The organism is Stenotrophomonas sp. 80084_Sma, from assembly GCF_056481995.1.
This window is the reverse complement of record NZ_CM151177.1, coordinates 1,738,789-1,762,687: the sequence shown is the minus strand read 5'-3', so window position 1 is coordinate 1,762,687 and position 23,899 is coordinate 1,738,789. Positions and strand designations below refer to the sequence as shown.

At 66.4% G+C, this 23,899-nt stretch carries 29 protein-coding genes, 1 tRNA gene and 1 riboswitch; of the genes, 12 read left to right on the top strand and 18 right to left on the bottom strand.

What is annotated here, in order from left to right:
• Positions 1–5 precede the first annotated feature (5 nt).
• Positions 6–1,127: an inorganic phosphate transporter gene (locus ACZK3W_RS08305; RefSeq protein ID WP_180837493.1), complete on the bottom strand. Its 1,122-nt coding sequence runs from the start codon at positions 1,125–1,127 to the stop codon at positions 6–8.
• 13 nt (positions 1,128–1,140) lie between these two features.
• Entirely contained in the window at positions 1,141–1,767 is a 627-nt protein-coding gene (locus tag ACZK3W_RS08300; RefSeq protein WP_004152833.1) for a DUF47 domain-containing protein, read from the bottom strand.
• Positions 1,768–2,059: 292 nt separating this feature from the next.
• Between ACZK3W_RS08300 and ACZK3W_RS08295 the strand changes: the two genes are divergently transcribed.
• Together ACZK3W_RS08295 and ACZK3W_RS08290 are read left to right on the top strand one after the other, a co-directional pair.
• The gene (locus tag ACZK3W_RS08295) at positions 2,060–3,364 is read left to right on the top strand and encodes a hemolysin family protein (protein WP_293792625.1); all 1,305 of its coding nucleotides are present in this window, start codon (positions 2,060–2,062) and stop codon (positions 3,362–3,364) included.
• Complete coding sequence (locus tag ACZK3W_RS08290; protein WP_043034336.1) at positions 3,348–4,007, top strand: exopolysaccharide biosynthesis protein; 660 nt, start codon at positions 3,348–3,350, stop codon at positions 4,005–4,007. Before ACZK3W_RS08295 ends, ACZK3W_RS08290 begins: the two co-directional genes overlap by 17 nt.
• Before the next feature lie 92 nt (positions 4,008–4,099).
• Here ACZK3W_RS08290 and ACZK3W_RS08285 read toward each other — a convergent pair whose 3' ends face one another.
• From ACZK3W_RS08285 to ACZK3W_RS08270, 4 genes are all read right to left on the bottom strand, one after another.
• Positions 4,100–4,597, bottom strand: a complete 498-nt coding sequence (locus ACZK3W_RS08285) for a pyridoxamine 5'-phosphate oxidase family protein (protein ID WP_293792615.1) — start codon at positions 4,595–4,597, stop codon at positions 4,100–4,102.
• 68 nt (positions 4,598–4,665) lie between these two features.
• Entirely contained in the window at positions 4,666–5,661 is a 996-nt protein-coding gene (locus tag ACZK3W_RS08280; RefSeq protein ID WP_478450636.1) for an LLM class flavin-dependent oxidoreductase, read from the bottom strand.
• A gap of 222 nt (positions 5,662–5,883) precedes the next feature.
• A complete protein-coding gene (locus tag ACZK3W_RS08275) occupies positions 5,884–6,651 on the bottom strand; it encodes a sulfurtransferase (RefSeq protein ID WP_478450635.1) in 768 nt (255 codons plus the stop codon).
• A gap of 329 nt (positions 6,652–6,980) precedes the next feature.
• A complete protein-coding gene (locus ACZK3W_RS08270; RefSeq protein WP_346487352.1) occupies positions 6,981–7,346 on the bottom strand; it encodes a DUF6164 family protein in 366 nt (121 codons plus the stop codon).
• 70 nt (positions 7,347–7,416) lie between these two features.
• Between ACZK3W_RS08270 and ACZK3W_RS08265 the strand changes: the two genes are divergently transcribed.
• Together ACZK3W_RS08265 and ACZK3W_RS08260 are read left to right on the top strand one after the other, a co-directional pair.
• Positions 7,417–7,851, top strand: a complete 435-nt coding sequence (locus ACZK3W_RS08265) for an FKBP-type peptidyl-prolyl cis-trans isomerase (protein WP_478450634.1) — start codon at positions 7,417–7,419, stop codon at positions 7,849–7,851.
• The gene (locus tag ACZK3W_RS08260; protein WP_164080505.1) at positions 7,838–9,085 is read left to right on the top strand and encodes a TIGR03862 family flavoprotein; all 1,248 of its coding nucleotides are present in this window, start codon (positions 7,838–7,840) and stop codon (positions 9,083–9,085) included. Before ACZK3W_RS08265 ends, ACZK3W_RS08260 begins: the two co-directional genes overlap by 14 nt.
• Positions 9,086–9,193: 108 nt before the next feature.
• On the opposite strand, the gene ACZK3W_RS08255 is transcribed toward ACZK3W_RS08260, so the two are convergent.
• The 4 genes from ACZK3W_RS08255 to ACZK3W_RS08240 form a co-directional block, all read right to left on the bottom strand.
• Positions 9,194–9,655 (bottom strand): GNAT family N-acetyltransferase, encoded by a 462-nt coding sequence (locus ACZK3W_RS08255; RefSeq protein WP_132809775.1) that lies wholly within the window; start codon positions 9,653–9,655, stop codon positions 9,194–9,196.
• Between the two features lie 75 nt (positions 9,656–9,730).
• Positions 9,731–11,353, bottom strand: a complete 1,623-nt coding sequence (locus ACZK3W_RS08250; protein WP_049420983.1) for an FMN-binding glutamate synthase family protein — start codon at positions 11,351–11,353, stop codon at positions 9,731–9,733.
• Positions 11,354–11,408: 55 nt separating this feature from the next.
• Positions 11,409–12,695 (bottom strand): nucleotide sugar dehydrogenase, encoded by a 1,287-nt coding sequence (locus ACZK3W_RS08245; RefSeq protein WP_032128936.1) that lies wholly within the window; start codon positions 12,693–12,695, stop codon positions 11,409–11,411.
• Positions 12,696–12,837: 142 nt separating this feature from the next.
• Positions 12,838–13,272: a BLUF domain-containing protein gene (locus tag ACZK3W_RS08240; RefSeq protein WP_032128935.1), complete on the bottom strand. Its 435-nt coding sequence runs from the start codon at positions 13,270–13,272 to the stop codon at positions 12,838–12,840.
• A 130-nt stretch (positions 13,273–13,402) separates the two neighbouring features.
• Between ACZK3W_RS08240 and ACZK3W_RS08235 the strand changes: the two genes are divergently transcribed.
• A tRNA-Leu gene (locus ACZK3W_RS08235) sits at positions 13,403–13,489 on the top strand.
• 23 nt (positions 13,490–13,512) lie between these two features.
• On the opposite strand, the gene hemN is transcribed toward ACZK3W_RS08235, so the two are convergent.
• The gene (gene hemN / locus ACZK3W_RS08230) at positions 13,513–14,922 is read right to left on the bottom strand and encodes an oxygen-independent coproporphyrinogen III oxidase (RefSeq protein WP_125894748.1); all 1,410 of its coding nucleotides are present in this window, start codon (positions 14,920–14,922) and stop codon (positions 13,513–13,515) included.
• Positions 14,923–14,966: 44 nt separating this feature from the next.
• The gene (locus ACZK3W_RS08225; RefSeq protein WP_032128934.1) at positions 14,967–15,407 is read right to left on the bottom strand and encodes a group III truncated hemoglobin; all 441 of its coding nucleotides are present in this window, start codon (positions 15,405–15,407) and stop codon (positions 14,967–14,969) included.
• A 179-nt stretch (positions 15,408–15,586) separates the two neighbouring features.
• Between ACZK3W_RS08225 and ACZK3W_RS08220 the strand changes: the two genes are divergently transcribed.
• Positions 15,587–15,874, top strand: coding sequence for a hypothetical protein (locus tag ACZK3W_RS08220; protein ID WP_010486039.1), 288 nt, complete (start codon positions 15,587–15,589; stop codon positions 15,872–15,874).
• The gene (locus ACZK3W_RS08215) at positions 15,871–16,920 is read left to right on the top strand and encodes a 4Fe-4S dicluster domain-containing protein (protein ID WP_478450633.1); all 1,050 of its coding nucleotides are present in this window, start codon (positions 15,871–15,873) and stop codon (positions 16,918–16,920) included. Before ACZK3W_RS08220 ends, ACZK3W_RS08215 begins: the two co-directional genes overlap by 4 nt.
• Before the next feature lies 1 nt (position 16,921).
• Here ACZK3W_RS08215 and ACZK3W_RS08210 read toward each other — a convergent pair whose 3' ends face one another.
• The gene (locus ACZK3W_RS08210) at positions 16,922–17,158 is read right to left on the bottom strand and encodes a hypothetical protein (protein ID WP_032128931.1); all 237 of its coding nucleotides are present in this window, start codon (positions 17,156–17,158) and stop codon (positions 16,922–16,924) included.
• 353 nt (positions 17,159–17,511) lie between these two features.
• Positions 17,512–17,721 carry a helix-turn-helix domain-containing protein gene (locus ACZK3W_RS08205; RefSeq protein WP_032128930.1) on the bottom strand — a complete coding sequence of 70 codons (210 nt, stop codon included), beginning with the start codon at positions 17,719–17,721 and terminating at the stop codon, positions 17,512–17,514.
• A gap of 111 nt (positions 17,722–17,832) precedes the next feature.
• Here ACZK3W_RS08205 and ACZK3W_RS08200 point away from each other — a divergent pair, with 111 nt between their 5' ends.
• Together ACZK3W_RS08200 and crcB are read left to right on the top strand one after the other, a co-directional pair.
• Positions 17,833–18,234 (top strand): transcriptional regulator, encoded by a 402-nt coding sequence (locus tag ACZK3W_RS08200; protein WP_010486043.1) that lies wholly within the window; start codon positions 17,833–17,835, stop codon positions 18,232–18,234.
• 22 nt (positions 18,235–18,256) lie between these two features.
• Positions 18,257–18,320: riboswitch (Fluoride riboswitch) on the top strand.
• An 82-nt stretch (positions 18,321–18,402) separates the two neighbouring features.
• A complete protein-coding gene (crcB, locus tag ACZK3W_RS08195; RefSeq protein WP_032128929.1) occupies positions 18,403–18,795 on the top strand; it encodes a fluoride efflux transporter CrcB in 393 nt (130 codons plus the stop codon).
• Between the two features lie 3 nt (positions 18,796–18,798).
• On the opposite strand, the gene ACZK3W_RS08190 is transcribed toward crcB, so the two are convergent.
• Positions 18,799–19,632, bottom strand: a complete 834-nt coding sequence (locus ACZK3W_RS08190; RefSeq protein ID WP_032128928.1) for an AraC family transcriptional regulator — start codon at positions 19,630–19,632, stop codon at positions 18,799–18,801.
• A gap of 96 nt (positions 19,633–19,728) precedes the next feature.
• Positions 19,729–20,241, bottom strand: a complete 513-nt coding sequence (locus ACZK3W_RS08185) for a P-loop nucleotide/nucleoside kinase family protein (RefSeq protein ID WP_180837488.1) — start codon at positions 20,239–20,241, stop codon at positions 19,729–19,731.
• A gap of 384 nt (positions 20,242–20,625) precedes the next feature.
• Between ACZK3W_RS08185 and ACZK3W_RS08180 the strand changes: the two genes are divergently transcribed.
• The 3 genes from ACZK3W_RS08180 (at position 20,626) to ACZK3W_RS08170 (ending at position 22,751) form a co-directional block, all read left to right on the top strand.
• Entirely contained in the window at positions 20,626–21,579 is a 954-nt protein-coding gene (locus tag ACZK3W_RS08180; protein ID WP_478450830.1) for an alpha/beta hydrolase family protein, read from the top strand.
• A gap of 88 nt (positions 21,580–21,667) precedes the next feature.
• Positions 21,668–21,868, top strand: coding sequence for a hypothetical protein (locus ACZK3W_RS08175; protein ID WP_032128925.1), 201 nt, complete (start codon positions 21,668–21,670; stop codon positions 21,866–21,868).
• A 118-nt stretch (positions 21,869–21,986) separates the two neighbouring features.
• Positions 21,987–22,751, top strand: a complete 765-nt coding sequence (locus tag ACZK3W_RS08170) for a thioesterase family protein (RefSeq protein ID WP_293792561.1) — start codon at positions 21,987–21,989, stop codon at positions 22,749–22,751.
• 15 nt (positions 22,752–22,766) lie between these two features.
• Here ACZK3W_RS08170 and ACZK3W_RS08165 read toward each other — a convergent pair whose 3' ends face one another.
• Together ACZK3W_RS08165 and ACZK3W_RS08160 are read right to left on the bottom strand one after the other, a co-directional pair.
• Positions 22,767–23,036, bottom strand: coding sequence for a hypothetical protein (locus ACZK3W_RS08165; protein WP_032128923.1), 270 nt, complete (start codon positions 23,034–23,036; stop codon positions 22,767–22,769).
• A gap of 123 nt (positions 23,037–23,159) precedes the next feature.
• On the bottom strand, positions 23,160–23,864 hold the full coding sequence (locus ACZK3W_RS08160; protein ID WP_049420989.1) for an ArsR/SmtB family transcription factor: 705 nt from the start codon (positions 23,862–23,864) through the stop codon (positions 23,160–23,162).
• Between the last annotated feature and the right edge of the window lie 35 nt (positions 23,865–23,899).

The window sequence follows — 23,899 nt, the reverse complement described above, 5'->3', positions numbered from 1 at the left end:
GGCGATCAGGTCCAGCCGAACAGCTCGAACAGCTTCAGGATCAGGTACGCACAACCACCTGCGGCCGGGATGGTCAGGATCCAGGCCCAGACGATGCGTTCGATGACGCCGAACTTCAGCGAGCGCGGGTTCTTGGCGAAGCCGACGCCCATGATCGCGGTGGAGATGCTGTGCGTGGTCGAGACCGGCATGCCGAAGTGGGCGGCCAGGGTCAGGATGGTGGCCGAGCTGGTCTCCGCGGCGAAGCCGTGGATCGGGTGCAGCTTGACCATCTTGTGGCCCAGGGTCTTGATGATCTTCCAGCCGCCCGAGGCGGTACCGGCGGCCATCACCACCGCACAGGTCAGCACGATCCACATCGCGATGCCGTCACCGGCGCTGGCGTCCGGGTGCATGAAGGCCAGCCACGACGGCAGGTCATCCAGCGCACCGGTCGCTTCGGCGCCGATCAGGGTCATGGCGATGATGCCCATGGTCTTCTGCGCGTCGTTGTGGCCGTGGGCGAAGCCCATGTAGGCCGCCGAGGCGATCTGCGCTTTGCCGAAGAAGGCGTTGACGATGCGCGGGCGGGCCAGGCGACCAATGGCACCACCAATCTTGGCCAGGCCGGCAATCAGGCCCCACAGCAGCACCATCACCACGACGCCGAGCAGGAAGCCGGCGATCGGCGAGGTGATCATCGGCACGAACACCTTCCACAGCAGGCCCTTGTTCTGCGCCCAGCTGCCCAGGCGCTCGGACCAGATCAGCGCGTCCCAGTTGTTGTGGGCAGCGGCCAGGCCGGCGCCGCAGAGGCCACCGATCAGGGCGTGCGAGGACGAGGACGGCAGGCCCTTCCACCAGGTGATCAGGTTCCAGATGATGCCGCCCAGCAGGGCGCACAGGATCACCTGCGGGGTGACGTCGACCACGTTGGTGTTGAGCAGGCCCGAAGCGATGGTCAGCGCCACCGCGGTACCGGTCAGTGCACCGATGAGGTTCATGAAGGCGGCCAGCATCACCGCCCAGCCGGGCGAGAGCACCTTGGTCGCCACCACGGTGGCAATGGAGTTGGCGGTGTCGTGGAAGCCGTTGATGAACTCGAAGACGAGCGCGGCCAGGATCACCACCAGGACAAGGGTCAACATGCGGCGGCGTCCGTCAGCTGTTCTTCAACACGATCTGGTACGCCACCACGCCGGCCTCGCGGCAGCGGTCGATGGCCTTTTCCAGGATCTCGAAGAATTCCTTCAGCAGGAACATCTGCAGGTTGTCCAGGCGGCCCGAGTAGATGTCGCGGTACAGCTCGAGCATCAGGCGGTCGGCCTCGTTCTCCAGCGAACGCAGCTTCTCGTTGAGAGCGGTCATCCGGTCCAGGTTCATGTGGCGCAGGTCGGCCACCATCTCCACCACCACGCCGGCAGCCTGTTCCAGCATCGCCGCGCGCGGCGCGAAGTCGATGTGCTCCAGGTGGGTCGTGGCCAGCGAATAGCGATCGGCGAACTTCTCGATCTGCTTCGGAATCTTGTACAGCGCCGAGCCCAGCGCTTCGATGTCTTCGCGCTCGATCGGGGTCATGAAGCTGTCCACCAGCGCCTGGCTGATCTTGTCCGAGGCCGCGCGTTCGCGCAGGCGGGCCAGCTTGAACGCGTCCAGCGCGGGCTGGCGGTCGGCCTCGCGCAGCATGGAATGCAGCGCCTTGGCGGCGTCGGAAGCCGCGACGGCGGCCTCATCGAGCAGGGTGTAGAACTGTTTGCCGGAACCGAAAATGGTCTGCAGAGAGAACATTGAGAAACCTGTCAGCCGTCGCGGGAAGGACGGCACCAGACGGAATTATGACGGCTAGATGACCATCTCGGGTATCCCCGCCCCCTTTCCGGGGCTCGGAACCCCGAACCTGAACAGGCGGTTGCCACCCTGCCACGCCCCTTTGCTAAGATGCCAGCGCGCCTTCGGGCGCATCCTATGGACGACGACCCCTATCCCCCAGCGCCGCGCCGGACCCCGTTCCTGAGCGCCTGCCGCCATCGCAAGCACCCGCCCTCCCTGCCACCAACCGGGGACGACGCCCGTGTTTGAAATGATCCTGATTGTCTTCGCGCTTGTTCTGCTGAACGGCTTCTTCGCCATGTCCGAGATGTCGGTCATGACCTCGCGCAAGAGCCGCCTGAAGCAGATGGCCGCCACCTCCAAGCGCGCGGCCAAGGCGCTGGAGCTGTCCGAGAAGCCGGAGAGCTTCCTGTCCACCGTGCAGATCGGCATTACCGTGATCGGCGTGCTGACCGGCTACCTCGGCGGCGAAGCGCTGGGCGAAGCCTTCGCCGGCTGGATCCAGGGCCTGATGCCGGGCTTCGCCTATGCCGGCAACATCGGTACCGCGCTGGCGGTCAGCCTGATCACCTTCATTACGCTGATCTTCGGCGAACTGGTGCCCAAGCGCCTGGCGCTGACCCGTTCGGAGGCCATTGCCGGCCTGGTCGCGATGCCGATGAGCTGGCTGGCCAAGCTCGCCCTGCCCTTCGTCTGGCTGCTGTCCAGGACCACCCAGCTGGTGCTGCGCCTGTTCGGCCTGGGCAAGGATGAAGTCGCCTCGGTGACCGAAGAAGAGATCCGCATGCTGGTCGCCGAAAGCCACGAGGCCGGCGTGATCGATGCCCACGAGCGCGACATGATGAACCGCGTCATGCGCCTGGGCGACCGCACCGCCGACAGCCTGATGACCCCGCGCAACCGCATCGCCTGGCTGGATACCCAGGCTGGGCTGGAGCGCAACCTGGAAATCATGGCCGAGCACGAGTTCTCGCGCTACCCGGTGCTGCGCGACAACGACATGGACGTGGTCGGCGTGCTTGAACTGAAATCGCTGGCCACACGCATGGCGCGCGGCGACAACGCGCTGTTCCAGACCCTGCGCGAACCGCTGTACGTGTCTGAATCCACCCACGCGATGAAGCTGCTGGAGATCTTCCGCGAGGAACAGCAGTCGATGGCACTGGTGGTGGACGAGTACGGCGAGATCCAGGGCCTGGTGACCATCAGCGACCTGATGGGCGCGGTGGTCGGCCGCCTGCAGGCGGTGGAGAACGCCGACGAGGACGCGCTGGTGGTGACCCGCGAAGACGGCTCGCTGCTGGTGGACGGCTCGCTGCCGATCGAAGACGTGCGCGAACTGATCGGCAGCAACGACCTGCCCGACGCCGAGGACGGCGACTACTACACGCTGGCCGGCATGTGCATCCATTACTTCGGCCGCATTCCGCACGCAGGCGAGTACTTCGACTGGGCGGGCTGGCGCTTCGAAGTGGTTGACCTGGATGGTGCGCGCGTGGACAAGCTGCTGCTGCGCACGTTGTCCGACGAGCAGGCCGATGAGCTCACCGCCTGAGGCCGGCAAGGGTCCGGGCGACGAACGCCCGGCCTACCGCAACGAGGGCATCCGTACCCTGCTGGAGATGTTCGCCTCTGGCGATCCCGCCGAGCACATGCCGCTGGGCCAGATCCTCGGCAACCTGCAGCAGAGCGCGTTCGGCGTGTTCCTGTTCGTGGCGATCCTGCCGTCGTTCATCCCGATCCCGGGCATGGGCGGCGCGGTCAGCGGCCCACTGGTGGTCCTGATCGGCCTGCAGATGCTGTTCTGCCTGCGCCGGCCCTGGCTGCCCGGCTTCATTGCCCGCCGCGGGCCGAAGCGCGGCACCATGCATCGTTTCCTGGACCGCATCGACCGCCCGCTGCGGCGCCTGGACAAGATGCTGAAACCCCGCCTGCCGCAACTGCTGACACCGCTGATGGCGCACGCCTTCACCGGCCTGCTGCTGGTGCTGCTGGGCCTGCTGCTGTCGTTGCCGATTCCCTTCACCAATTTCCTGTTCGGCTTCCAGCTGCTGCTGTTCTCGCTGGCGCTGCTGGAACGCGATGGCGCGCTGATGCTGTTCAACTGGATCGCCGCCGTGGCAGCGATCGCCTTCTTCGGTTTCAGTTCGGGGCAGCTGGTGGGTTATACGGTGGAGCTGTTCCAGCGCTGGTTCTGATCCGGAATCCGGTAGAGCCGGCCGCTGGCCGGCTGCCACGTTTCCAGGTTTGCCGGCCAGCGGCCGGCACTACCAATACCGGACATCGGTCATCACCGAAGATCGATGAACCCGTTGTCGGCCAGCGCCGCCGGTTCGTCCTGCACCGCCGACAGCACGAACGTCAACGCCTTGCCCAGCAGCGTGCCCGGACCGTCCCAGTACTCGGCACTGTCGGCGCGCACATGGATCAGGCGAAGGTTGGGGTCATCCTTGCCACCGGGGAAGAACAGCTTCATCGCCGGTGACCACAACTCTTCGATCTTCGCGCGATCATCAACCACGCGCGCGCGCCCGGCCACCGACACATAGGTGTTCTTCGATGGCGAGGCATAGGCCACGTTGACGCGCGGGTCGAGCGCAATCTCGGCCACCTTCGGGCTGTCGGCAGTGATGACGAACCACAGATCACCGTCGAAGGTGACCTGCTGGGTGGCCAGCGGCCGGCTGTAGAGGCGGCCGTCGACGCCGGTGGTGGTAAACATCGCCACCTCCACGTCCTTGATCAGTTCTGCCAGTTGGGCAATGTGTTCGGCGCGGGTGTCGGCCATGTGGGGGCTCCTTCGATATGAGCCCCCATCAGACGCGGTTCGGCCGCAATGGGCCGTGACGCAATTGTTCAGCCCGCGTGGCGGGCGTGCCAGGCCTGCATCGCCAGTTCGAACGAGCGCAGGCGCGCACGGTGGTCATACAGGTTGGCGGTGAGCATCAGCTCGTCCGGCTTGTGGCGCTCGACAAACGCGGCGATGCCTTCCGCCACCTGCTGCGGATCCCCCAGCACGGTGCAGGCCAGTGCCCGCTCCACGCCCGCTTTTTCGTGCGGCTCCCAGAAGGACTCGATGTCGTCGATGGGTGCCGGAATCTTGCCCGGTCGGCCACGACGCAGGTTCACGAAACTCTGCTGCTGGCTGGTGAACAGGCGCCGCGATTCGGTTTCGCTGTCGCTGGCAACGACGTTCAGGGCCAGCATCGCGTGCGGCTGCTTCAGCGTGGCCGAGGGGCGGAACTCGCGGCGGTACACGGCAAGGGCTTCATCCATCGCGTCGGGTGCGAAGTGCGAGGCGAACGCATACGGCAGGCCCATCGAGGCGGCCATGCGCGCACCGAACAGGCTCGAACCGAGGATCCAGGTCGGCACCCGCAGGCCGCCACCCGGAACCGCCTGCACCGCCTGCCCGGGTTGTACCGGCTCGAAGTAATGCAGCAGCTCGCGCACGTCCTGCGGGAACTGGTCGGCGCTGTCGAAATAGCGGCGCAGTGCACGCGCGGTCGGCTGATCGGTGCCCGGTGCACGGCCCAGGCCGAGGTCGATGCGGTCCGGATACAGCGAGGCGAGCGTGCCGAACTGCTCGGCCACCTGCAGCGGCGCATGGTTGGGCAGCATGATGCCGCCGGCACCGACGCGGATGCGCTTTGTGCCACCTGCCACGTGACCGATCAGCACGGCGGTGGCCGCGCTGGCGATGCCAGGCATGTTGTGGTGTTCGGCCAGCCAGTAGCGGCGGTAGCCCAGCGCATCGGCGTGCTGGGCCAGTTCCAGCATGTTGGCGAAGGCAGCGGTGGTGTCACTGCCCTCGCAGACCGGGGCCAGGTCAAGGATCGACAACGGGATCATCAGCAGTTTTCCGTCACAGGATCCCCCATGCATGGGGTCGGTCGGGCGCGGCGGCCAGTGACGGTGGCGGGATGCTGATTCCCGTGGGACGGGTTCAGGGCCCGCCGGACCGATCCGGGGTGCCCTGATCCGCGCCAAGCGCGATTGGTAGTGCCGGCCGCTGGCCGGCATGCAGGTAGATCGCTTCGCAGCCGGCCAGCGGCCGGCTCTACCAAGGAAGCGTCAGAACGCGCTGGGGCGCGGCTCCGGCAGCGGCTGGTCGACCATCGGCTTCAACTCGGCATCCAGCGCCACGCGCTCATCGAACACGAAGCAGCGGCCTTCATAGCCTTCGCCCCCCACCTCCTCGAAATAGCCGAGGATGCCGCCATCGAGCTGCAGCACGTTGTCCATGCCGTCGTTGACCATCCACAGCGCGGCCTTCTCGCAGCGGATGCCGCCGGTGCAGAAACTGACCACGGTGCTGTCCTTCAGCGCCTCGCGGTGCGGCGCCAATGCCTCCGGCAGGTCGGTGAACTTGTGGATGGGCAGCACCAGCGCATCCTTGAAGGTGCCGTACTCCACTTCCTGCTGGTTGCGCGTATCAAGCATCACCACCGGCTTGCCGGCGTCGTCATGCCCCTGCCGCAACCAGCGTTGCACCGTGGCCGGATCGACCGCCGGCGCCCGCGGATAGTCCAGCGGCTGACCGTCGTCACGGCGGAAGCTGATGATCTCGTCCTTCACCTTGGCCTTCAGCCGCGCGAACGGCTGATGTTCACTGAAGCTGGTCTTGACCCGCATATCGGCAAACCGCACGTCAGAACGCAGCGCCGCGTAGAAACCCTCGACCGCCTCCGGCGCACCCGCCAGGAACAGGTTCAGCCCCTCGCCCGCCACCAGGATCGTGCCCCGCAACTGCGCCGCCTCGGCACGCGCCAGCAACTGGTCGCACAGGGCCTGGGGAGCGTCGATGACGGCGAAATGATAGGCAGCGGTATTGGCGATCATCCCGCCATTTTAGCGCCTCCCGCCCGCACGGACAGATTCAGGGGTCGGATCCCTCTGCACGGCAGAGGGATCCGACCCCGGCAGGCACCCGGAACCTGTCAGAGGCAGGGCGGTGTGGGCAGGCGGGACCGTTGGCGCCATGGATGGCGCCATCGAGCCCCCATGGACGGGTTTACGGCGTGTCCCGCCTGCCCACACCGCCCTGCCCACCACGGATTGCCTGCTGTTGCTGTTGCTGTTGCTGTTGCTGTTGCTGTTGCTGTTGTAGTTGCTGTTGTAGTTGCCCTGGCATCGGCGGGTGCCGGGTGCAACCCGGCCAGAAGCCCCCCTTACCCCCGCAACAGCACGAACGGCAGCAGCACCAGCGCCGCCGCACCGGCCATCGCCAGCAGCACCAGCACCACATACACCGGCCGGCGCCGGAACAGGCTGCCGAAGGTCTCCGCCGTGCCATCACGCAATGCCTGCTCACGCTCGGCACGGATGCGCGGCCCGCGTTCGGCCTGGTATTCCGCCATCAGCGCCTTCGCTCGTGGATGATCAGCGTCCTCGCGCAGCCACAGGCCACCATTGGAGATGCCCCAGGGGCTGGGTTCGGTGCGATACCAGGCGATGTCGTGCTGGTCGAGCAGCGTGCAGACATCGGCATATTCGTCGTCGCCGACATTGCGCAGATTGAGCAGGAGTTTTGCCATGCCCCCATGATACCCGGCGCCGATGCGCTACCCTTGCCGCCCTCGCCCTGCGCCCTTCCGGAGACGCCCGATGCGCCGCCTGCTGCTTCCCCTGCTGCTGTCCCTCGCCGCCGCTGGCTGCACAACCGAACCGTCCGGCCCACCGCCCGGCGGCACCCTGACCACCTTCGAGCGCATCGATACCGTGCCCGGCACCGGCACCGAAGCCGTTGCCGGCAGCAAGGTCACCGTGCACTACACCGGCTGGATCTACGACAACCGCACCGAAACCAAGCACGGCAAGACCTTCGACAGCTCGGTCAGCCGTGGCGAACCGTTCACCTTTGCGCTCGGCGCCGGCCAGGTCATCCGCGGCTGGGATGAGGGCGTGGCCGGCATGAAGGTCGGCGGCAAGCGCACGCTGATGATCCCGCCGGACTACGGCTACGGCGACCGCCGGGTTGGCCCGATCCCGGCCGGCTCGTCGCTGGTGTTCGATGTCGAGCTGCTCGATGTCAAACCGTAATACCGCAACGCCTCCACGGGTCGCCGTCATCGGCGGCGGCCCGGCCGGCCTGTTTGCCGCCGAGCGCCTGCGCGCCGCTGGGATGGACGTGGACCTGTACGAGGCCAAGGGTTCGCCCGGCCGCAAGTTCCTGATCGCCGGCAAGGGCGGGCTCAACCTCACCCATTCCGATCCGCGGCCGCTGTTCGACAGCCGCTACCGCGAGCAGGCCTCTGCCGTGGGACGCTGGCTGGACGGCTTCGACGCGCAGGCGCTACGCGACTGGGCTGCCGGCTTTGGCGTGGAGACCTATGTGGGCAGCTCCGGTCGCGTGTTCCCGGTCGACCGCAAGGCCGCGCCGCTGCTGCGCGGCTGGGTGCGCCGCCTGAAAGAACAGGGTGTGCGCCTGCACGCCAACCACCGCTGGATCGGATGGAGCGACGACGGCGCCCTGCGATTTGAAACCGAAGACGGCGCCGTTGAAGTGCATGCCGATGCTACCGTGCTGGCCATGGGCGGCGGCAGCTGGCCGCAGCTGGGCAGCGACGGCGCCTGGGTCTCGCCACTGCAGGCACGTGGCGTGGACATCGCACCGCTGCAGTCGGCCAACTGCGGTTTCGACGTGGACTGGACGCCGTTCTTCGCCGAGCGCAATGCCGGCGCACCGTTGAAGCCGGTGGTCGCGCACTGGCTGGACCTGGCGGGACAACCGCAGTCGCTGCAGGGCGAGTGCGTGGCCAGCGAGTACGGCATCGAAGGCAGCCTGATCTACGCATTGGCCGCAGACCTGCGCGAGACCATCAACCGCGATGGCCACGCGATGCTGTGGCTGGACCTGGTACCGGGCCGCGATGAAGCACGCCTGCTGGCCGACCTGTCACGCCCGCGCAAGGGTCGCAGCTTCGGCGAGCACCTGCGCCGCCAGGCCGGCCTGGATGCAGTGAAAGCCGCACTGGTGTTCGAGATGCTGGGCAAGGAAGCGGGCAACGACCTGCCTGCCGTGGCAGCTACGCTCAAGCGCCTGCCCCTGCGCCTGCTGCGCCCCCGGCCGATGGCCGAGGTGATCAGCACCGCCGGTGGCGTGCGCCTGGATGCGCTGGATGATGGCCTGATGCTGCGGGCAGTGCCCGGCGTGTTCTGTGCCGGCGAGATGCTGGACTGGGAGGCGCCGACAGGTGGCTACCTGCTGACCGCGTGCTACGCCAGTGGCCTGCGTGCTGCGGAAGGCGTGATCGGGTGGCTGGCAGCGCGGTGACACCTGCGTTGTAGAGTCGAGCCATGCTCGACTGCTTTTGATTCAGGCGATAGAGCAGTCGAGCATGGCTCGACTCTACAAAAACCATCGAGCAAGCTCGACGCTACATCACCACGGCCGGCGCATGCTCACTGACGCCAACGCGACGCCACTGGGATGCGGATAGGTCTCCTCGCGCACGCTGATGAACCCGTGCCGTTGATAGAACGGCACGGCGTTGAGCGAGGCCGACAGCACTACCTCACGATCACGATCGGCCATCGCCAGCAGGCGCTGCATCAGCGCCTGGCCGATGCCCTTGCCGCCGCGATCCGGATCGACGAACAACGCATCAACCTCGTTGGCATCGGTATCAAACACGCCGAACCCGAGCAGGACACCCTGCCCGTCCTCGGCCACCACGCAGCCCCCCTGCGACAACAGCCGCGCGTACTGCGACGGTGGCGGCGAGGCAGACCAGGGCGCGATGACCTCGGGAGGGTAATGGCTGCTGCAGATCTCGCGCACGCAGCGCGTACGCAGGGCCCACAGCCTGGCCACATCATCCATGGTGCCGGTCCTGAACTGCATGACGCCTCCTTGTAGGGTCGAGCTTGCTCGACTGCGTGGAAAAGCAGTCGAGCATGGCTCGACGCTACAGAATCGTTATCGCGACTTGCTGGCGCGCAGCGCCTGGATCTTCGGCGGCGGCTGGAACGAGTCGCTGCGTGCATCGGCCCAGAACGCATGGAACACCGCATGGTCGGGCACCTTGTGCAGCAGTTCGCCTGGTTCCAGGTAGCGGTACAGCGAGGCCAGCGAACGGATTTCCACCGGTGAGACGCGGCGCAGGATGTGCTCCGGCCCCAGCTCGGCAGGATCGTTCAGGCCCGCCGCACACAGCAGCTCCTTCAGGGCGTGCAGCGTGTGCTCGTGGTAGCTGTACACACGGGTGGCCTTGTCCGGTGCATCCAGATGCTTCCAGCGTGCAGGGTCCTGGGTCGCGATGCCGGTCGGGCACTTGTCGGTATGGCAGCTCAGTGATTGGATGCAGCCCAGCGCGAACATGAAGCCTCGGCCGGCATTGCACCAGTCAGCCCCCAGCGCGATGGTCCGCGCGATGTCGAACGCGCTGGTGATCTTGCCGGCCGCACCGATGCGGATGCGATCGCGCAGATCCAGGCCGACCAGGGTGTTGTGCACCAACAGCAGCGCTTCGTGCATCGGCACGCCGACATGGTCGACGAACTCCGCCGGTGCCGCACCCGTGCCACCCTCGGCGCCGTCGACCACGATGAAGTCCGGCAGCAGCCCGGTTTCCTGCATCGCCTTGGCAATGCCGAACCACTCCCATGGATGGCCGATGGCCAGCTTGAAACCGACCGGCTTGCCACCGGACAGCTCGCGCAGGCGTGCAACGAACTGCAGCAGCTCGACCGGCGTCGAGAACGCCGAGTGACGCGACGGTGACACGCAGTCCACACCCATCGGCACGCCACGCGTCACCGAGATCTCGGCGGTCACCTTTGGCGCCGGCAGCACGCCACCGTGGCCGGGCTTGGCGCCCTGCGACAGCTTGATCTCGATCATCTTGACCTGATCATGGGTGGCATTGGCAACGAAGCGTTCCTCGCTGAATCCGCCCTTCTCGTCACGGCAACCGAAGTAGCCCGAGCCGATCTCCCACACCAGGTCGCCGCCCATCTCGCGGTGGTAGGGCGAGATCGAACCTTCGCCGGTGTCGTGATAGAAGCCACCGCGGCGTGCGCCTTCGTTCAGCGCGCGGATGGCATTAGCCGACAGCGAACCGAAGCTCATCGCCGAGATGTTGAACACGCTGGCCGAATAAGGCTTGGCACAGTTCGGGCCGATCAACACACGGAAGTCATGCTTGGCGATGGCGGTCGGTGCCAGCGAATGGTTGATCCACTCGTAATCCACCGCATAGGTGCTGCGCAGGGTGCCGAACGGCACCGTGTCCATCTCGTTCTTGGCGCGCTGGTAGATCAGTGCACGCTGCTGGCGCGAGAACGGCACGTCTTCCAGGTCGCTCTGCACGAAGTACTGGCGGATCTCCGGGCCGATCGATTCCAGCCCGTAGCGGAAGTGCGCCATCACCGGATAGTTGCGGCGCAGCGTGCTGCGCTTCTGCAGCAGGTCCCAGGTCCCCAGCGCCACCATCGCGGCAGTCAGGCCGACGCCCCAATACCAGGCCGGCCAGATCGTGGCCAGCCACAGGCATATCGGGAACATCAGGATGGCGAGCAGGTAGACGATATACCGGTGCATGGCTTTCCTCGGTTGCAACTGCCCCCGAGTCTACCGCGCCACCCGCTGCCAAGGCTTACAAGCGATCGTCAACCACGTTGCGCGGCCAGGCCGATTTCACGTCGTAGACCAGGCCTCCCGGCGCCAGCAGGCCCCGGATTGCGGATTCATCCATCGCCTTGAAACGGGCGTGGGCCACTGCCAGCACCACCGCGTCATAGCATCCCGCCCCGGGATCGGCCAGCCAATCCAGGCCCTCGCCGGTCAGCGCCGCCGGGCCGACCCAGGGGTCGCTGACCTCCACCTGCGCACCGGCATCACGCAGGCGTTGCGCCAGTTCCAGCGCGCGGCTGTTGCGCAGGTCCGGGCAATCCTCCTTGAAGGTCACGCCCAGCACCAGGATGCGTGCGTCCGCCGGCGCACGGCCACGCTCGGCCAGCATCGCCAGCACCCGCGCCGCCACGTGCTCGCCGACGCGGTTGTTGACCTGTCGTGCGGTGTGGATCAGGTCCGGGTGATAGCCCACGCTCTCGGACTTGTGCAGCAGATAGTACGGGTCCACGCCGATGCAGTGGCCGCCGACCAGCCCCGGCCGGAACGGCAGGAAATTCCACTTGCTGCCGGCGGCGTCCAGTACGTCCTGGGTATCGATGCCCAGCCTGTCGAAGATCAGGGCCAGCTCGTTGACCAGCGCAATGTTGACGTCGCGCTGGATGTTCTCGACCACCTTGGCCGCTTCGGCCACCCGCATCGACGGTGCCGGGAAGGTACCGGCGGCGATGATGCGCTGGTACAGACCATCAATCACCGCAGCAACTTCCGGTGTCGAGCCGGAAGTGATCTTGCGGATGTCGGCCAGGCGCCGCTGGCGGTCGCCGGGGCTGACCCGTTCCGGGCTGTAGCCGCAATAGAAGTCTTCGTTGAAGCGCAGGCCCGAACCCTGCTCCAGCAGCGGCACGCACACTTCCTCGGTGGTACCGGGGTAGACCGTGGACTCGTAGATCACCAGGTCGCCGGCGCGAAGATGACTGGCAATCAGCCGTGTCGCCGAACGCAGGGGCTCCAGGTCGGGCTGCTCGTAAGCATCGATCGGGGTCGGCACGGTGACGATGTAGACGTTGCAGGCATCGAGCAGTGCCGGATCGCTGCCGTACTGCAGCAGCTGCGCACTGGCCAGCTCGTCGGATTCCATTTCCAGCGTGTGGTCCTGGCCGTTGCGCAGCTCGGCGATGCGACCGGCATCGATATCGAAACCCAACGTCGGCCACTGCCGGCCAAACGCCACCGCCAACGGCAGGCCGACGTAGCCCAGGCCGATCACCGCAAACCGGGGTGCGCTGGCCGCCGCTACCGGCGCACTCATCGGCACATCCCGCGCAACGGATGCGATCGCACATACGCTGCCATGGCCTCGGCCAACACACTCATCTGCTGCACCACTCCGGAAAACCTGCGCCAGAAAGGCTACAGCCTACCGGCCCCGGCGCCCTGCCGCCAAGGCGGGCTCAGGACCCCAACGCCACCGCGGCCGGTTCCAGTTCGCCGTCTGCGCCGGTCCAGGCCTGCAGCAGGCGCTCGAATCCACCGCTGCCAAGCAGGAAGCCGGGCCACGCGGCGTCGACGATCTGTGCCAGCAGCTCCGGTTCGATCCGCCGCGTGCCCATCGACCAGCGCGGAAATGCGCGCTGCACCACGGGGGCACGGCACAACACTTTCAGCTGCCCGTGGCTGCGCGCATTGAGGATGCGCTGGAACACCGAATCGATGCCGTCCTCCGGGCCCTCGAGATACTGCAGGAAGCGCGCTCCGTCGAACATCAGCACACCGGTGACACCGGCTACACGATTGAATGCCGTGGCGTCGGCCAGCAGGCGGTCAAGATCGGTTGTCTGCAGATCGGCGCGGGCCTCACTGGCATAGGCAATCGCGTGCAGCGACATCAGGTGGCTCCCCCCTGGGAACGATGGCAGGGACTATGACATGAATGCGATCGACAGTTAAGCACGCCGCGGCCATGATGCAATCCGGTTGCGGAACCGCAGGTGGGCTACAATCGGCGCCGCGCTGCAGGCCCGGATGGCGAAACTGGTAGACGCATCGGACTTAAAATCCGCCGGGGGCAACCCCATGCCGGTTCGATTCCGGCTCCGGGCACCACACGCACGCAGCACATCCCGCTTTCAGATCGCCCGCGAATAACGTGGTTGCTCGTGCGCGGCACGCAGATACGGGTCGAAGCACATCGCCAGCAACCGCAGCAACGGTCGCCCGGGTTCGCTGGCACGCACCACGCCATCGCGGTATTCGGCCAGGCCATCTTCCTGCAGCCGCTGTACCGAACGCAGGTCCTCGGCAAAGTACTGCTCGAAATCCAAGCCGTGACGCTGCCCCAGCAGCACGCCATCCACCTCGCCCTGGCACATCAGCTGCTGGATCAGTTCCGCGCGCAACTGGTCGTCGGCACTCAACGCCACGCCGCGCCAGACCGGCAGCTGGCCCTGGTCCACCGCGTCCTCCCACGACGGCAGGTCGCGCGGATTCTGGCTGTAGGTGGCACCGATGTGGCTGATCGCACTCACGCCCAGGCCGAGCAGATCGGTATCGGCATGGGTGGTATAGCCCATGAAGTTGCGATGCAGCTGGCCGGCGCGCTGTGCGCGCGACAGATCCTCTTCCGGCAACGCAAAGTGATCCATGCCGATGTACTGGTAGCCCGCCGCGGAGAGCTTCTCCACCGCCAGGCCCAGCAGCGCCAGCTTGTCTTCCGGTGACGGCAAGCGGCTTTCGTCGATCTGCTTCTGCGCGCGGAACAGATGCGGCAGATGCGCGTAGCCGTAGACCGCCAGACGGTCCGGGCGCAGCGCCAGCACCAGCTCGAGGGTGCGACCGAAGCCTTCCAGGCTCTGTCCCGGCAACCCATAGATCAGATCGACGTTGACCGAACGCATGCCGCTGTCGCGGCAGGCGCGCAGGATGTCCAGCGTCTGCTGCACGCCCTGCACGCGGTTGATCGATTCCTGCACCTGCGGATCGAAATCCTGCACGCCCAGGCTGGCCCGGTTGAACCCCAGCCGCGCCAGCATGGCGACGTCGCGGGTGTCGATGAAGCGCGGATCGAGTTCGATCGAGAAATCGCGCTGCGGCGAATCACTGAAATCGAAGCGCCGGCGCAACCCTTCCACCAGCGTGGTCATCGCTTCGGCATCGAGGAAGTTCGGCGTACCACCACCCAGGTGCAGCTGGATCACCTCGCGGCCGTCATCGAACTGCGGCGCCAGCAGGTCGGCCTCGGCCAGCACGCGTGAGACGTAGCTGTGGCCACGACCGCGATCACGGGTGATCACCCGGTTGCAGCCGCAGTAGAAGCAGGGGCTGGAACAGAACGGCACATGCACGTAAAGCGAAAGCGCACGGGCCAGCTGGTTGCTGTCGGCGATCGCCTGGCGCAGTGCCGGCGCGTCGAAGCCATCATGGAAATGCGGCGCGGTCGGGTACGAGGTGTAGCGCGGGCCCGGCCGGTCGTGCCGGCGCAGAAGATCGGGGTCGAAGGTCCAGGCCAGGCCACCAGCGGCGGGAGAGAACGTGTCCATGCCGCCAGCATCGCGCCGGGCGGCCTGCGCCGCCTTGACCCAGATCAATCCTTGGCAGGGATGCCCAGCACCGGCAGGCCGACCTGCGGCCAGCGCAGCATCTGGTAGCGCTTCCAGAAGGTGTCACCGATGCGCGCGGCCACGTCGTTGGCCAGCTCCTGCATCGGCGGGTTGTTGCATTCGGCGGTGGTGATCCGGAACAGCACCAGCCAGCGGTCGAACAGGTCCTTGTCCAGCTCGATGGCCATGTGCTTGGACATCGGCGAGCCCTTGAACCGGCGGGTGCCGCGCAACATCGCCGACCAGAAGTCGACCAGCTGCGCCAGGTGCTCGGGCCAATCGTGGACGTGCGCGCCGAACACCGGCCCCAGCCGCTCTTCCTCGCGCACGCGCGCATAGAAGTCGTGAACCAGGCGGGTCACTTCCTGCTCGGTGCACAACTCGGGCGAGGCGACGGGGAGGACAGGCGGCGGTGTTGCGTTCATCGGGGTACCCAAAGCGTGCCGGCAGTGTGCCGCAGCCGGCCATCACCACCGTTGATCCAGATCAATGTCGGCGCAGTCCGCTGCGCCTAGGCTGGCACGCTTGCAGGAAGCATGCCCTGCGGATGCGGCGCCGACCCTGGCGAAGTATACGCGCCGCCCACTTTTCGATCCGGGACAGCATGAACAGACCTTCTCCCAACCGCCGCCAGCGGCTGATCCAGCAGTGGGGCGCCATCCTCTGGCCCAGCTTCATCGCCGCCGGCGTGGCCAGCGTGGTGTTCTTCGCCTTCGTCGATCCATTGCGCCTGCAGGCCATCAGTTTCCCGGGCACCGCAATCAGCCGCGAACTGGGTTACACGGCGGGATTCTTCATGTTCTGGTCGGTGACGGCACTGTCCAGCGCGGTCACCTGGTACCTGCAGCGGCCCATGCCGAGCGATGACGACGACGAGCTGCCGCTGGGATGAGCACGTCATGTACCCGGACTCCCCGTCCCTGGCACTGGCGCGGCACGCTCAGCGCCGCCCTGCTGGCGCTGTTCTACGCACTGCCGTGGCTGCGCTGGGAGGGCCGCCAGGCGCTGCTGCTGGACATCAACGCGCGGCGATTCGACCTGTTCGGCTGGACCCTGTGGCCCGGCGACGTCGGCGTACTGATCGGCCTGCTGGCGGTACTGGCCGTCGGCCTGGCGCTGCTTAGCCACCTCGCCGGACGCATCTGGTGCGGCCATGCCTGCCCGCAGACGCTGTGGCGGCGCGCCTTCGACTGGATCGCCCGCAGCGCGGCCCGCATGCTGCCGGCACCTGCTGTACGCCCGGTCACCCAGCTGGCCTGGGGACTGCTGTCAGTGTGGACCGGCATTACCTTCGTCGGCCTGTTCAGCCCGATCACCGGCTTGCTGGCCGCCGCGCCAAACGCTGGCTGGAGCGGCTGGGAAACGTTCTGGGTACTGTTCTATGCCGCTGCCACCTGGGGAAACGCCGGTTTCCTGCGCGAGCAGGTCTGCCGTTCGCTGTGCCCGTTCGCACGCATGCAGCCACTGCTGACCGATCCGCATACGCCGCGCATGCTGTACGACGCCCGTCGCGGTGAGCCGCGCGGGCCACGTCCATCCGGGCTCGGCGGGGTGCTGGGCCGTGGCCGCGGCCTGCTCGACCCGACCACTGCGCAGGACTACGTATTCCGCGCCGCGCATCCGCTGCTGGCTGGACCGATGCCGACCTTCAGCGCCGACCGTCTGGGTGATTGCACCGATTGCGCGGCCTGCGTCATTGCCTGCCCGATGCAACTGGACATCCGACAGGGACCGCAAGCCGATTGCCTGGCCTGCGGTGCCTGCCTGGAGGCCTGCGCACAACAGCAGCACCGGGCCGGTTTCGGTCCGGCACTGGTGCGCTACTGCAGTCCGCAGGCAATGGCCGGACAACCGAAGCGCCTGTGGCGACCCCGGACGTTGGCGCTGCTGTCCTTGTTGCTGGCGCTGCTTGCCTGCGGCGCCTGGCGCCTGCTCTGAATCAACGCGACCCGCTGGCGTGCGGCGGCACAAGCTGCGCACGCCGGACGATGCCCAGCTGTTCGATGATCAGCGCCATTTCGTTGGTGACTTCGGTACGCTCGGTCCCCTGCGGGACCAGACGGTCCAGCACCTGCTGGTAGGTATCCCAGAACGCCGGACCGCATCCGTGTTTGTGGTAACTGGCTTCCAGTTCGCGGCGTACCCGTTCAGCCAAGCCATGCATGCCGTATTCCATACGACCTCCGTTGGACTTGTTCTGCATCGTTGACGGTCTACCGACTCACTTGCGTGCTACTGAAAGGCTCCCAGGCTTCACGCCTGGTTGACTCCAATTAGTCATAGATTTCACGACAGGTCAATTACATGCGGCGACTTTCGCGATTGAAATTATTAATCGTTCACGAAACCACATACGGGACCCCGGGGCCCCCGGATGGGGTGAAGCCGACAGGCCGCGGGAACCATGGACCGATGACTCCAGTAGATGGCGCCGATTGTGACCCTCAGATCGATCGATCTTGCCTATTTTTCTAAGCATACTTAGCAAATTGCGCTTAGCGTGCTAAATGCGACAAAAGGCGGCGCAAGTCAGATGGATTCGCCCGCCGACGCTTCTGTCGTGGGGAACAGGTTCGGATAGCGCTGATGCAGGATGTACTGCCGCAGGGCCGGAATCGGGAAATCCTTCGGCCATTGCGACACTGCGGAACGGCTGATGCCAAAGAAGCGGGCCAGTTCGGCATCGGTCTGGAATCCCAGCCGGGTGCGCACCTGCCGCTTGCTCCAGAATTCGGTCACGGTCGGTCCTTCTGTTAACCAGACTGATTCTTGCGACAAGGCTTCTTCGCAATCCACGCGTTAAGCTGGCTTGCATAGATGAATACTCTCGGCCAACGACTCGCGGCAGCCATGAAGAAGGCCGGGCACCCACGCCCGGCCGATCTGGCACGCGCCGCCAAATCAACGACAGCAACCATCAGCAACTGGCTCAACGACCACGTGAGCGCCTCGCACGTGAAAGCCGAACAGCTGTTCCGCATCGCCGATGCGGCCAAGCTGGACGCACGCGAGCTGCTGTACGGGGTCAGCGGGCTCGGCGTCGGTGAGCCTGGCAGTGCCTACATCCCCAGCCAGGCCCATCTGGATGTCTGGCAGGACGCCTACGAGCTGGTCAGTCACCTGGTGGCCGAGAACGGGCTGGAGATCGACCATCGCCGCCATGCAGCGTTGGATCTGCTCGCGTTCGAACTGCTGATGGATGGCTTCAGCCGCAGCAAGGTCGCCCGCGTGCTGACGACTTCGATGACGTGAATGCACCGCCGCTGGTAGCATGGACCGCGATGGGGATGGGGCTCCCCCGATAACCGCCTGAGAAGGCTGATGGCTCCTGCCAGGACGAACCCGGTGTTCGTCGACGGCAGGTCGTGCCTGCCCTCGGCGTTCGCCATTGACCCTGCGAACCCGCATTCGAGGCACGCCATGCAAACACTGAACAATTATTTCCTGGTCTTCGTCGGAGGCGGCATCGGTGCCTGCCTGCGCCATGCCTGCAACCTGATCGGCGCGCGGGTGGCCGTCGGCAGTCCCTGGCCCTGGTCGACCTTCCTGATCAACGTCAGCGGCGCCCTGCTGATGGGCGTGGTGGTCGAGGTCTTCGCGATGCGCAATGGCGCCTCGCCGCAGCTGCGCCTGCTGCTGGCCACCGGCATCCTCGGCGGCTACACCACGTTTTCCACCTATGCGCTGGAGATCGGCCTGCTGCTGCAGCGTGGCCAGCATGGGCTGGCGGCACTGTATGCCGGCGGCTCGGTGGCACTGGGCCTGGCCGGCCTGTTCGGTGGGATGAAGCTGGCCCGGCTGGTGCTCGGCTGACGCTCAGGCCGCACTGGCACGGGCCTGTCCCCGCCATTCCCGCGGCGACTGCCCGGTGTGCGCCTTGAACGCGCGCGACAGCGCCGCTTCGCTGCCGTACCCCACATCGTCGGCAATCCGCTTCAGCGGTCTGCCTTGGCGCAGTGCCTGCTGCGCCAGCCCCACCCGCCAGCCCTGCAGGTACTGGCCCGGCGTGGTGCCCATCGCCTCGCGGAAGCTGGCGGCGAACACGCTGCGTGACATGCCGGCCACTTCGGCCAGGTCTTCCAGCGTCCACGCCTGCGCCGGCGCTTCATGCATCGCCACCAGCGCCAACCGCAGCCGCGGATGACCCAGCCCGGCGAACAGGCCGCCACGCATCTCGCCGCCTTCCATCAGCTGACGCAGCACCTGGATCATCACCACCTCGAACAGCCGGTTGACCATCGCCGCCCGCCCGCAACGCTGCTCGAACGCCTCTTCGAACAGCAGTTCCAGCGCCGCGTTGCCGCCATACAGATCGGCCAGCGGCAGGCAGATGAAATCAGGCAGCGCGGCGCTGATCGGATTGAGCCGACCGCCCTCGAAATGCAGGTTGGCGCAGGCCATGTCGGCGCCCTGCTGCGGGTCGGTGCTGAAGCGATGCGGCATCGGCCGCGGATACAGCAGCAGGCTCGGCACTTCGACCTGCACGGTCTGCTGCCCGTGGCTGACCTGCACCGGCCCGCGCCGCACCAGGTGCAGCTGACCCGCCTCGTCTTCGCCCTCCAGCGTGTTGATGCCGCACAGCGCACCGGCATGGAATACCGAGGCGGTCACCGCAAAACGTTCAAGCAGTATGGCGAGACGGTCGACCATGACGGGACTCCGGGTCAAGCGAGGCGAGCTCAATGCGACAGATCGTATCGGAATCGCCACCGAGATGGTCGACTGAACGCCGCCCTCTCTGCGCCCTCAAGCCTCCTGTGAATGACGGATCACCACGAAGCCCTCTTCCTGCGCAGGTGCCACGAAGTGACGGGTGATCTGCTCGAAGGCTTGGTCGCTGGCCTGGAACGGGTGCTCGCCGCGCGCGTTGCGGGCATGCAGCCGCGCCTTGCAGATGGCGTCGGCAACATCGAGAAAATGCAGCTGGTGGGCAACACCGGCCGACTCGAACAGTTCGCGGCCCCATGCACGGGCGGCCGGCGTGTTGAACGGAACGTCGAGCACGACCGAAACGCCGACCTGCAGGATTGCGCATACATGCTGCATCAGCGCTCCGCGCAGCGCGGCCGCGCGCTGCAGGTAATCGGCAACGGAATGGATCTGGTCGGGATACAGCGCGGCCAGCCAGGCGTCCTCGCTGATCAGCACGTGACGTGGCTGCGCCGCCAGCTGCTGCGACAGGGTGGATTTGCCGGCACCGATCTTGCCGCACACCAGGTGCAGGGTCGGCGCATTGTCGGTCGATGAAAGATGATGCATCTGCGTTCTCCTCGATGGATTCCAGTACCCGGGAGAGCGCCGCATGCAACCCGCCTTCCCGGGCGGGTTGCATGGCCGTGGCGACCGCGCGCTATCCCGCCTTCCCGTGGGGAATGCGGATAATCGACGCGGTGCTGTGCAGGACCATGCCGCCAGCGTAGAGCGCAGCCTGGCCGGCGGGCAATCCCCTGCGGCAGTGCAGCGCGCGCAAGGTTTTGCGGGGATCTATGCTCGGCGCCATTCCCGCATGGAATGACCACGATGCGACCCTTGCTTCGATGCGCCCTCGCCCTCGGCCTTCTGCTGCCTGCGGCATCGCTGCTGGCCGCGCCACCCACGGCACCACGCATGCTCAGCGGCGAGCTGCAGGGCGCCCCCTAGCGGCTGGACGTGCCGGCTGACTGGAACGGCGACCTGGTGATGCTGGCGCACGGCTACGAGCCGGTGGGCGTGCCACGCACTACGCCGATGACCGCCAATGACAGCACCGCAACGCTGCTGTCCGCAGGCTACGCCGTCGCGCAGAGTGCCTACGCCAGCCAGGGCTGGGCAGTGGCCGATGCGATCACCGACATGGAGCGCCTGCGCCAGCACGCGCTGGGCGAACTCAAGCGCGTGCGCCACACCTGGCTGCTCGGATTCTCGATGGGCGGCGCGGTGACACTCGCCAGCCTCGAACGCTTCCCGCAGCACTACACCGGTGGCGTCTCGCTGTGCGGTGCCAATCTCAGTGGCGAACAGATCGCCGCAGATCTGCTGACCACGCTGGTCGCCTTCGATTACTTCTTCCCCAACGCTGCAGGCCTGCCGGCCACCGGACTGGCTTCGCATGAAGCGGCCGTGCTGCCGCAGGGAGTGCTCTATCAGGGCATCGCCGACGCGCTGCAACGGAATCCCCAGCATGCCGACGTGCTCGCCAAGCGACTGCAGGTCGCTCCGGATGCACTGGCCGGGACAATCAGCCTGCACACGCTGGTCCTGCATGAACTGGCCACGCGCAGCGGCGGCATGCCGGCCGGCAACCTTGGTGTGGTGTACAGCGGATTCGGTGACGACGCCGCGTTCAATGCCGGCGTGCAGCGCATCGCTCCCGTGCCTGCGGCACAGGCCGATGTCCGCGCGAAGCTGGCACTTAGCGGCGCGTTGAAGCGACCGCTGGTGGTCCAGTTCAACAACAACGATCCCACCATCGTGCCGCACATGCAGGCAGTGTATCCGCAGATGGCCGCACAGGCCGGCGCGCGACCATTGCCGCGCGTGCTGCCGCCGGTGGGCGAAGGGCATTGTGGCTTCTCTGAAGCACAGGTTGTCGATGCCTTGAAGGCAATCCAGCGTTGAGCTCAACGTGTCGCAGCGCATCAGGGGCGCGCCATAAGGACTGCTATGGTGGCCGGGCCCATTGACGGGCACACAAAGGACTGACGTGATGATCAAGACGACCTTGAAGACCGTGATGTTCCTTGGCATGGCCGTGACCGGGCTGGCCTTCGCCGCAGGCCCCTGTGAATTCTGCAGCCAGCAGTACGAATATTGTCTGCGCGCAACCTCAGGCCCACTGGCCAAGACACCCGCAGAATGCCTGGCCCAGTACAAGATGTGCCGCGAAATGGATTGCCAGTCCTCCTGACCGGCATCCGGCCGGCTCCTGCGGGAGCCGGCTCAGCCGGCCACGCTGCCAAACGCTTACGATGCAGGGACCCGCGCAGCATCTGCCGCCTCCCCTCCCTACTGACACAACGCATACGATGGCCTTCTTCGAACGACTGAGCGACACCCGCTACCTGCCGACCGAACACACGGGCGGCGCCTGGAACATCCGCGAACAACACATCGCACCTGCGATCGGGCTGCTGGCGCACCACCTGGAACGCGACGCCGCAGCGCGTGGGCACGGTTTTCTGATCGCGCGCCTGTCCTACGACATCCTCGGCACCATTCCGATCGAAGCGATGGAGGCCGACGTACAGGTGCTGCGCGGTGGTCGCACCATCGAACTGGTCGAAGCCACGCTGCGCCATGACGATCGCCCGGCGCTGCGCGTGCGTGCATGGCTGATGCGCCCGAACGATACGCAGGCCATCGCCGGCACGCCGATCGCCGGCATTGCTCCGCCGGAATCAATGCCCGCGTGGGACCCAGGTACGGTCTGGCCAGGCGGTTTCATCAAGAGCGTGGAGATCCGCCGACACGATCAGGGGCCCGGCCGTGCCACCTACTGGGCGCGCGCGAAGCACGCGCTGCTGGACGGCGAGCCGGTCAGTCCGCTGGCCCGTGCCGCCACCCTGTTCGATCTGTCCAATGGCATGGCCGTGCGCGCCGATCCGAAGGAGGTCGCCTTCCCCAACCTCGATCTGACCGCGCACCTGTTCGGCATGCCCGAAGGCGAGTGGCTGGGCTTCGACACGTCGGTGTCGTTTGGCCACCAGGGTCTCGGCTTGACCAGCACCGTGCTGCACGATGCGCGCGGTCCGATCGGCATGCTCGGCCAGGCACTGACCGTACGCCCGTGACCCCAAAGGGCGGCGTCAGCCGCCCAGCGTACCCATGGTGAAGGTGTAGCCGGAGCTCATCAGGAATTCGCGCATGCGCATCTCCGCGCGCCGCGGTGAGGCGAGGTTGGCCGGTGCATACAGCGCGTAGACCACGCCCGCGCCTTCGATGGCTTCACGCCGCACGCCACAGTGGCGGGTCTCCGAAGCAATCACCCATCCATCCTTCAGCCGATCCGGTCCGATCGACTGGCCGTTCATCAGGCGGAACGTCAGCCAACGTACTTCCACAGAAGATTTGCTCATTGCCGGCATACCGCCAGCGTGCCGCGATCGTTCATGTCCTTGCTCGCCATTGCAGCTCCCTAAGACTTGGAACTCGACCATAGCGCCTTGCCATGTCGTGGGCGAATGAGACTGGAGGGGCCCTTATGTCGCCAGGCCGAACCGCGTCCACAGCGCTTCGCGCCCCGGCTGCGTCAGGCGCAGTTCGCGTCGACCCTCAACCCGCCGAAGCCAATCGTTCTTCACGAAGCTGTCCAGCATCGCCTCGCCGACCAGCCCGGCCAGATGCGGGCGCCGCTCGGTGCAGTCCAGGCATCCTCGGCAGTAGCGCGCAGGCTTGACCGTCACGGGAAGCCGCAGCAGCTCAGCCAGCGGCTGGCCGAGCTCCTGCAGGAACGCTGCGCCCTCCACACTCACCCGCCAATGCGCCTGGTGCGGGACCAGGTGCCCTGCCTGCAACAAGCGGTCGGTGATCGCCACCGCATGCACACCGGCCAGATGCCGGTAGCAGGAACGCGCCTGGCGCAACGCCGGCATGCTGCGTGATGCCTCAGCGGTGCAGGACGGCGTGCGGTCCGCAACGCGCAGGATGCCCTCCAGCATGTCGGCGACTTCGTGCGAGGCCAGCCGGTGATAGCGATGGCGCCCCTGCGCGACAGCGACCAGCAGGTCGCCCTCGACCAGCCTGCGCAGATGCGTGCTCGCCGTCTGCGGTGTCACCCCAGCCACGCGTGCCAGCTCCGTCGCGGTATACGCACGCCCATCCATCAACTGCAGCAGCATGGATGCGCGCGCCTGGTCGCCAACCAGGGCACCGACGCTGACAAGGGAACCTGAGGTGTGGACCATGCCCGCATTGTGGCACGCCATTGCAGGCCGACAGT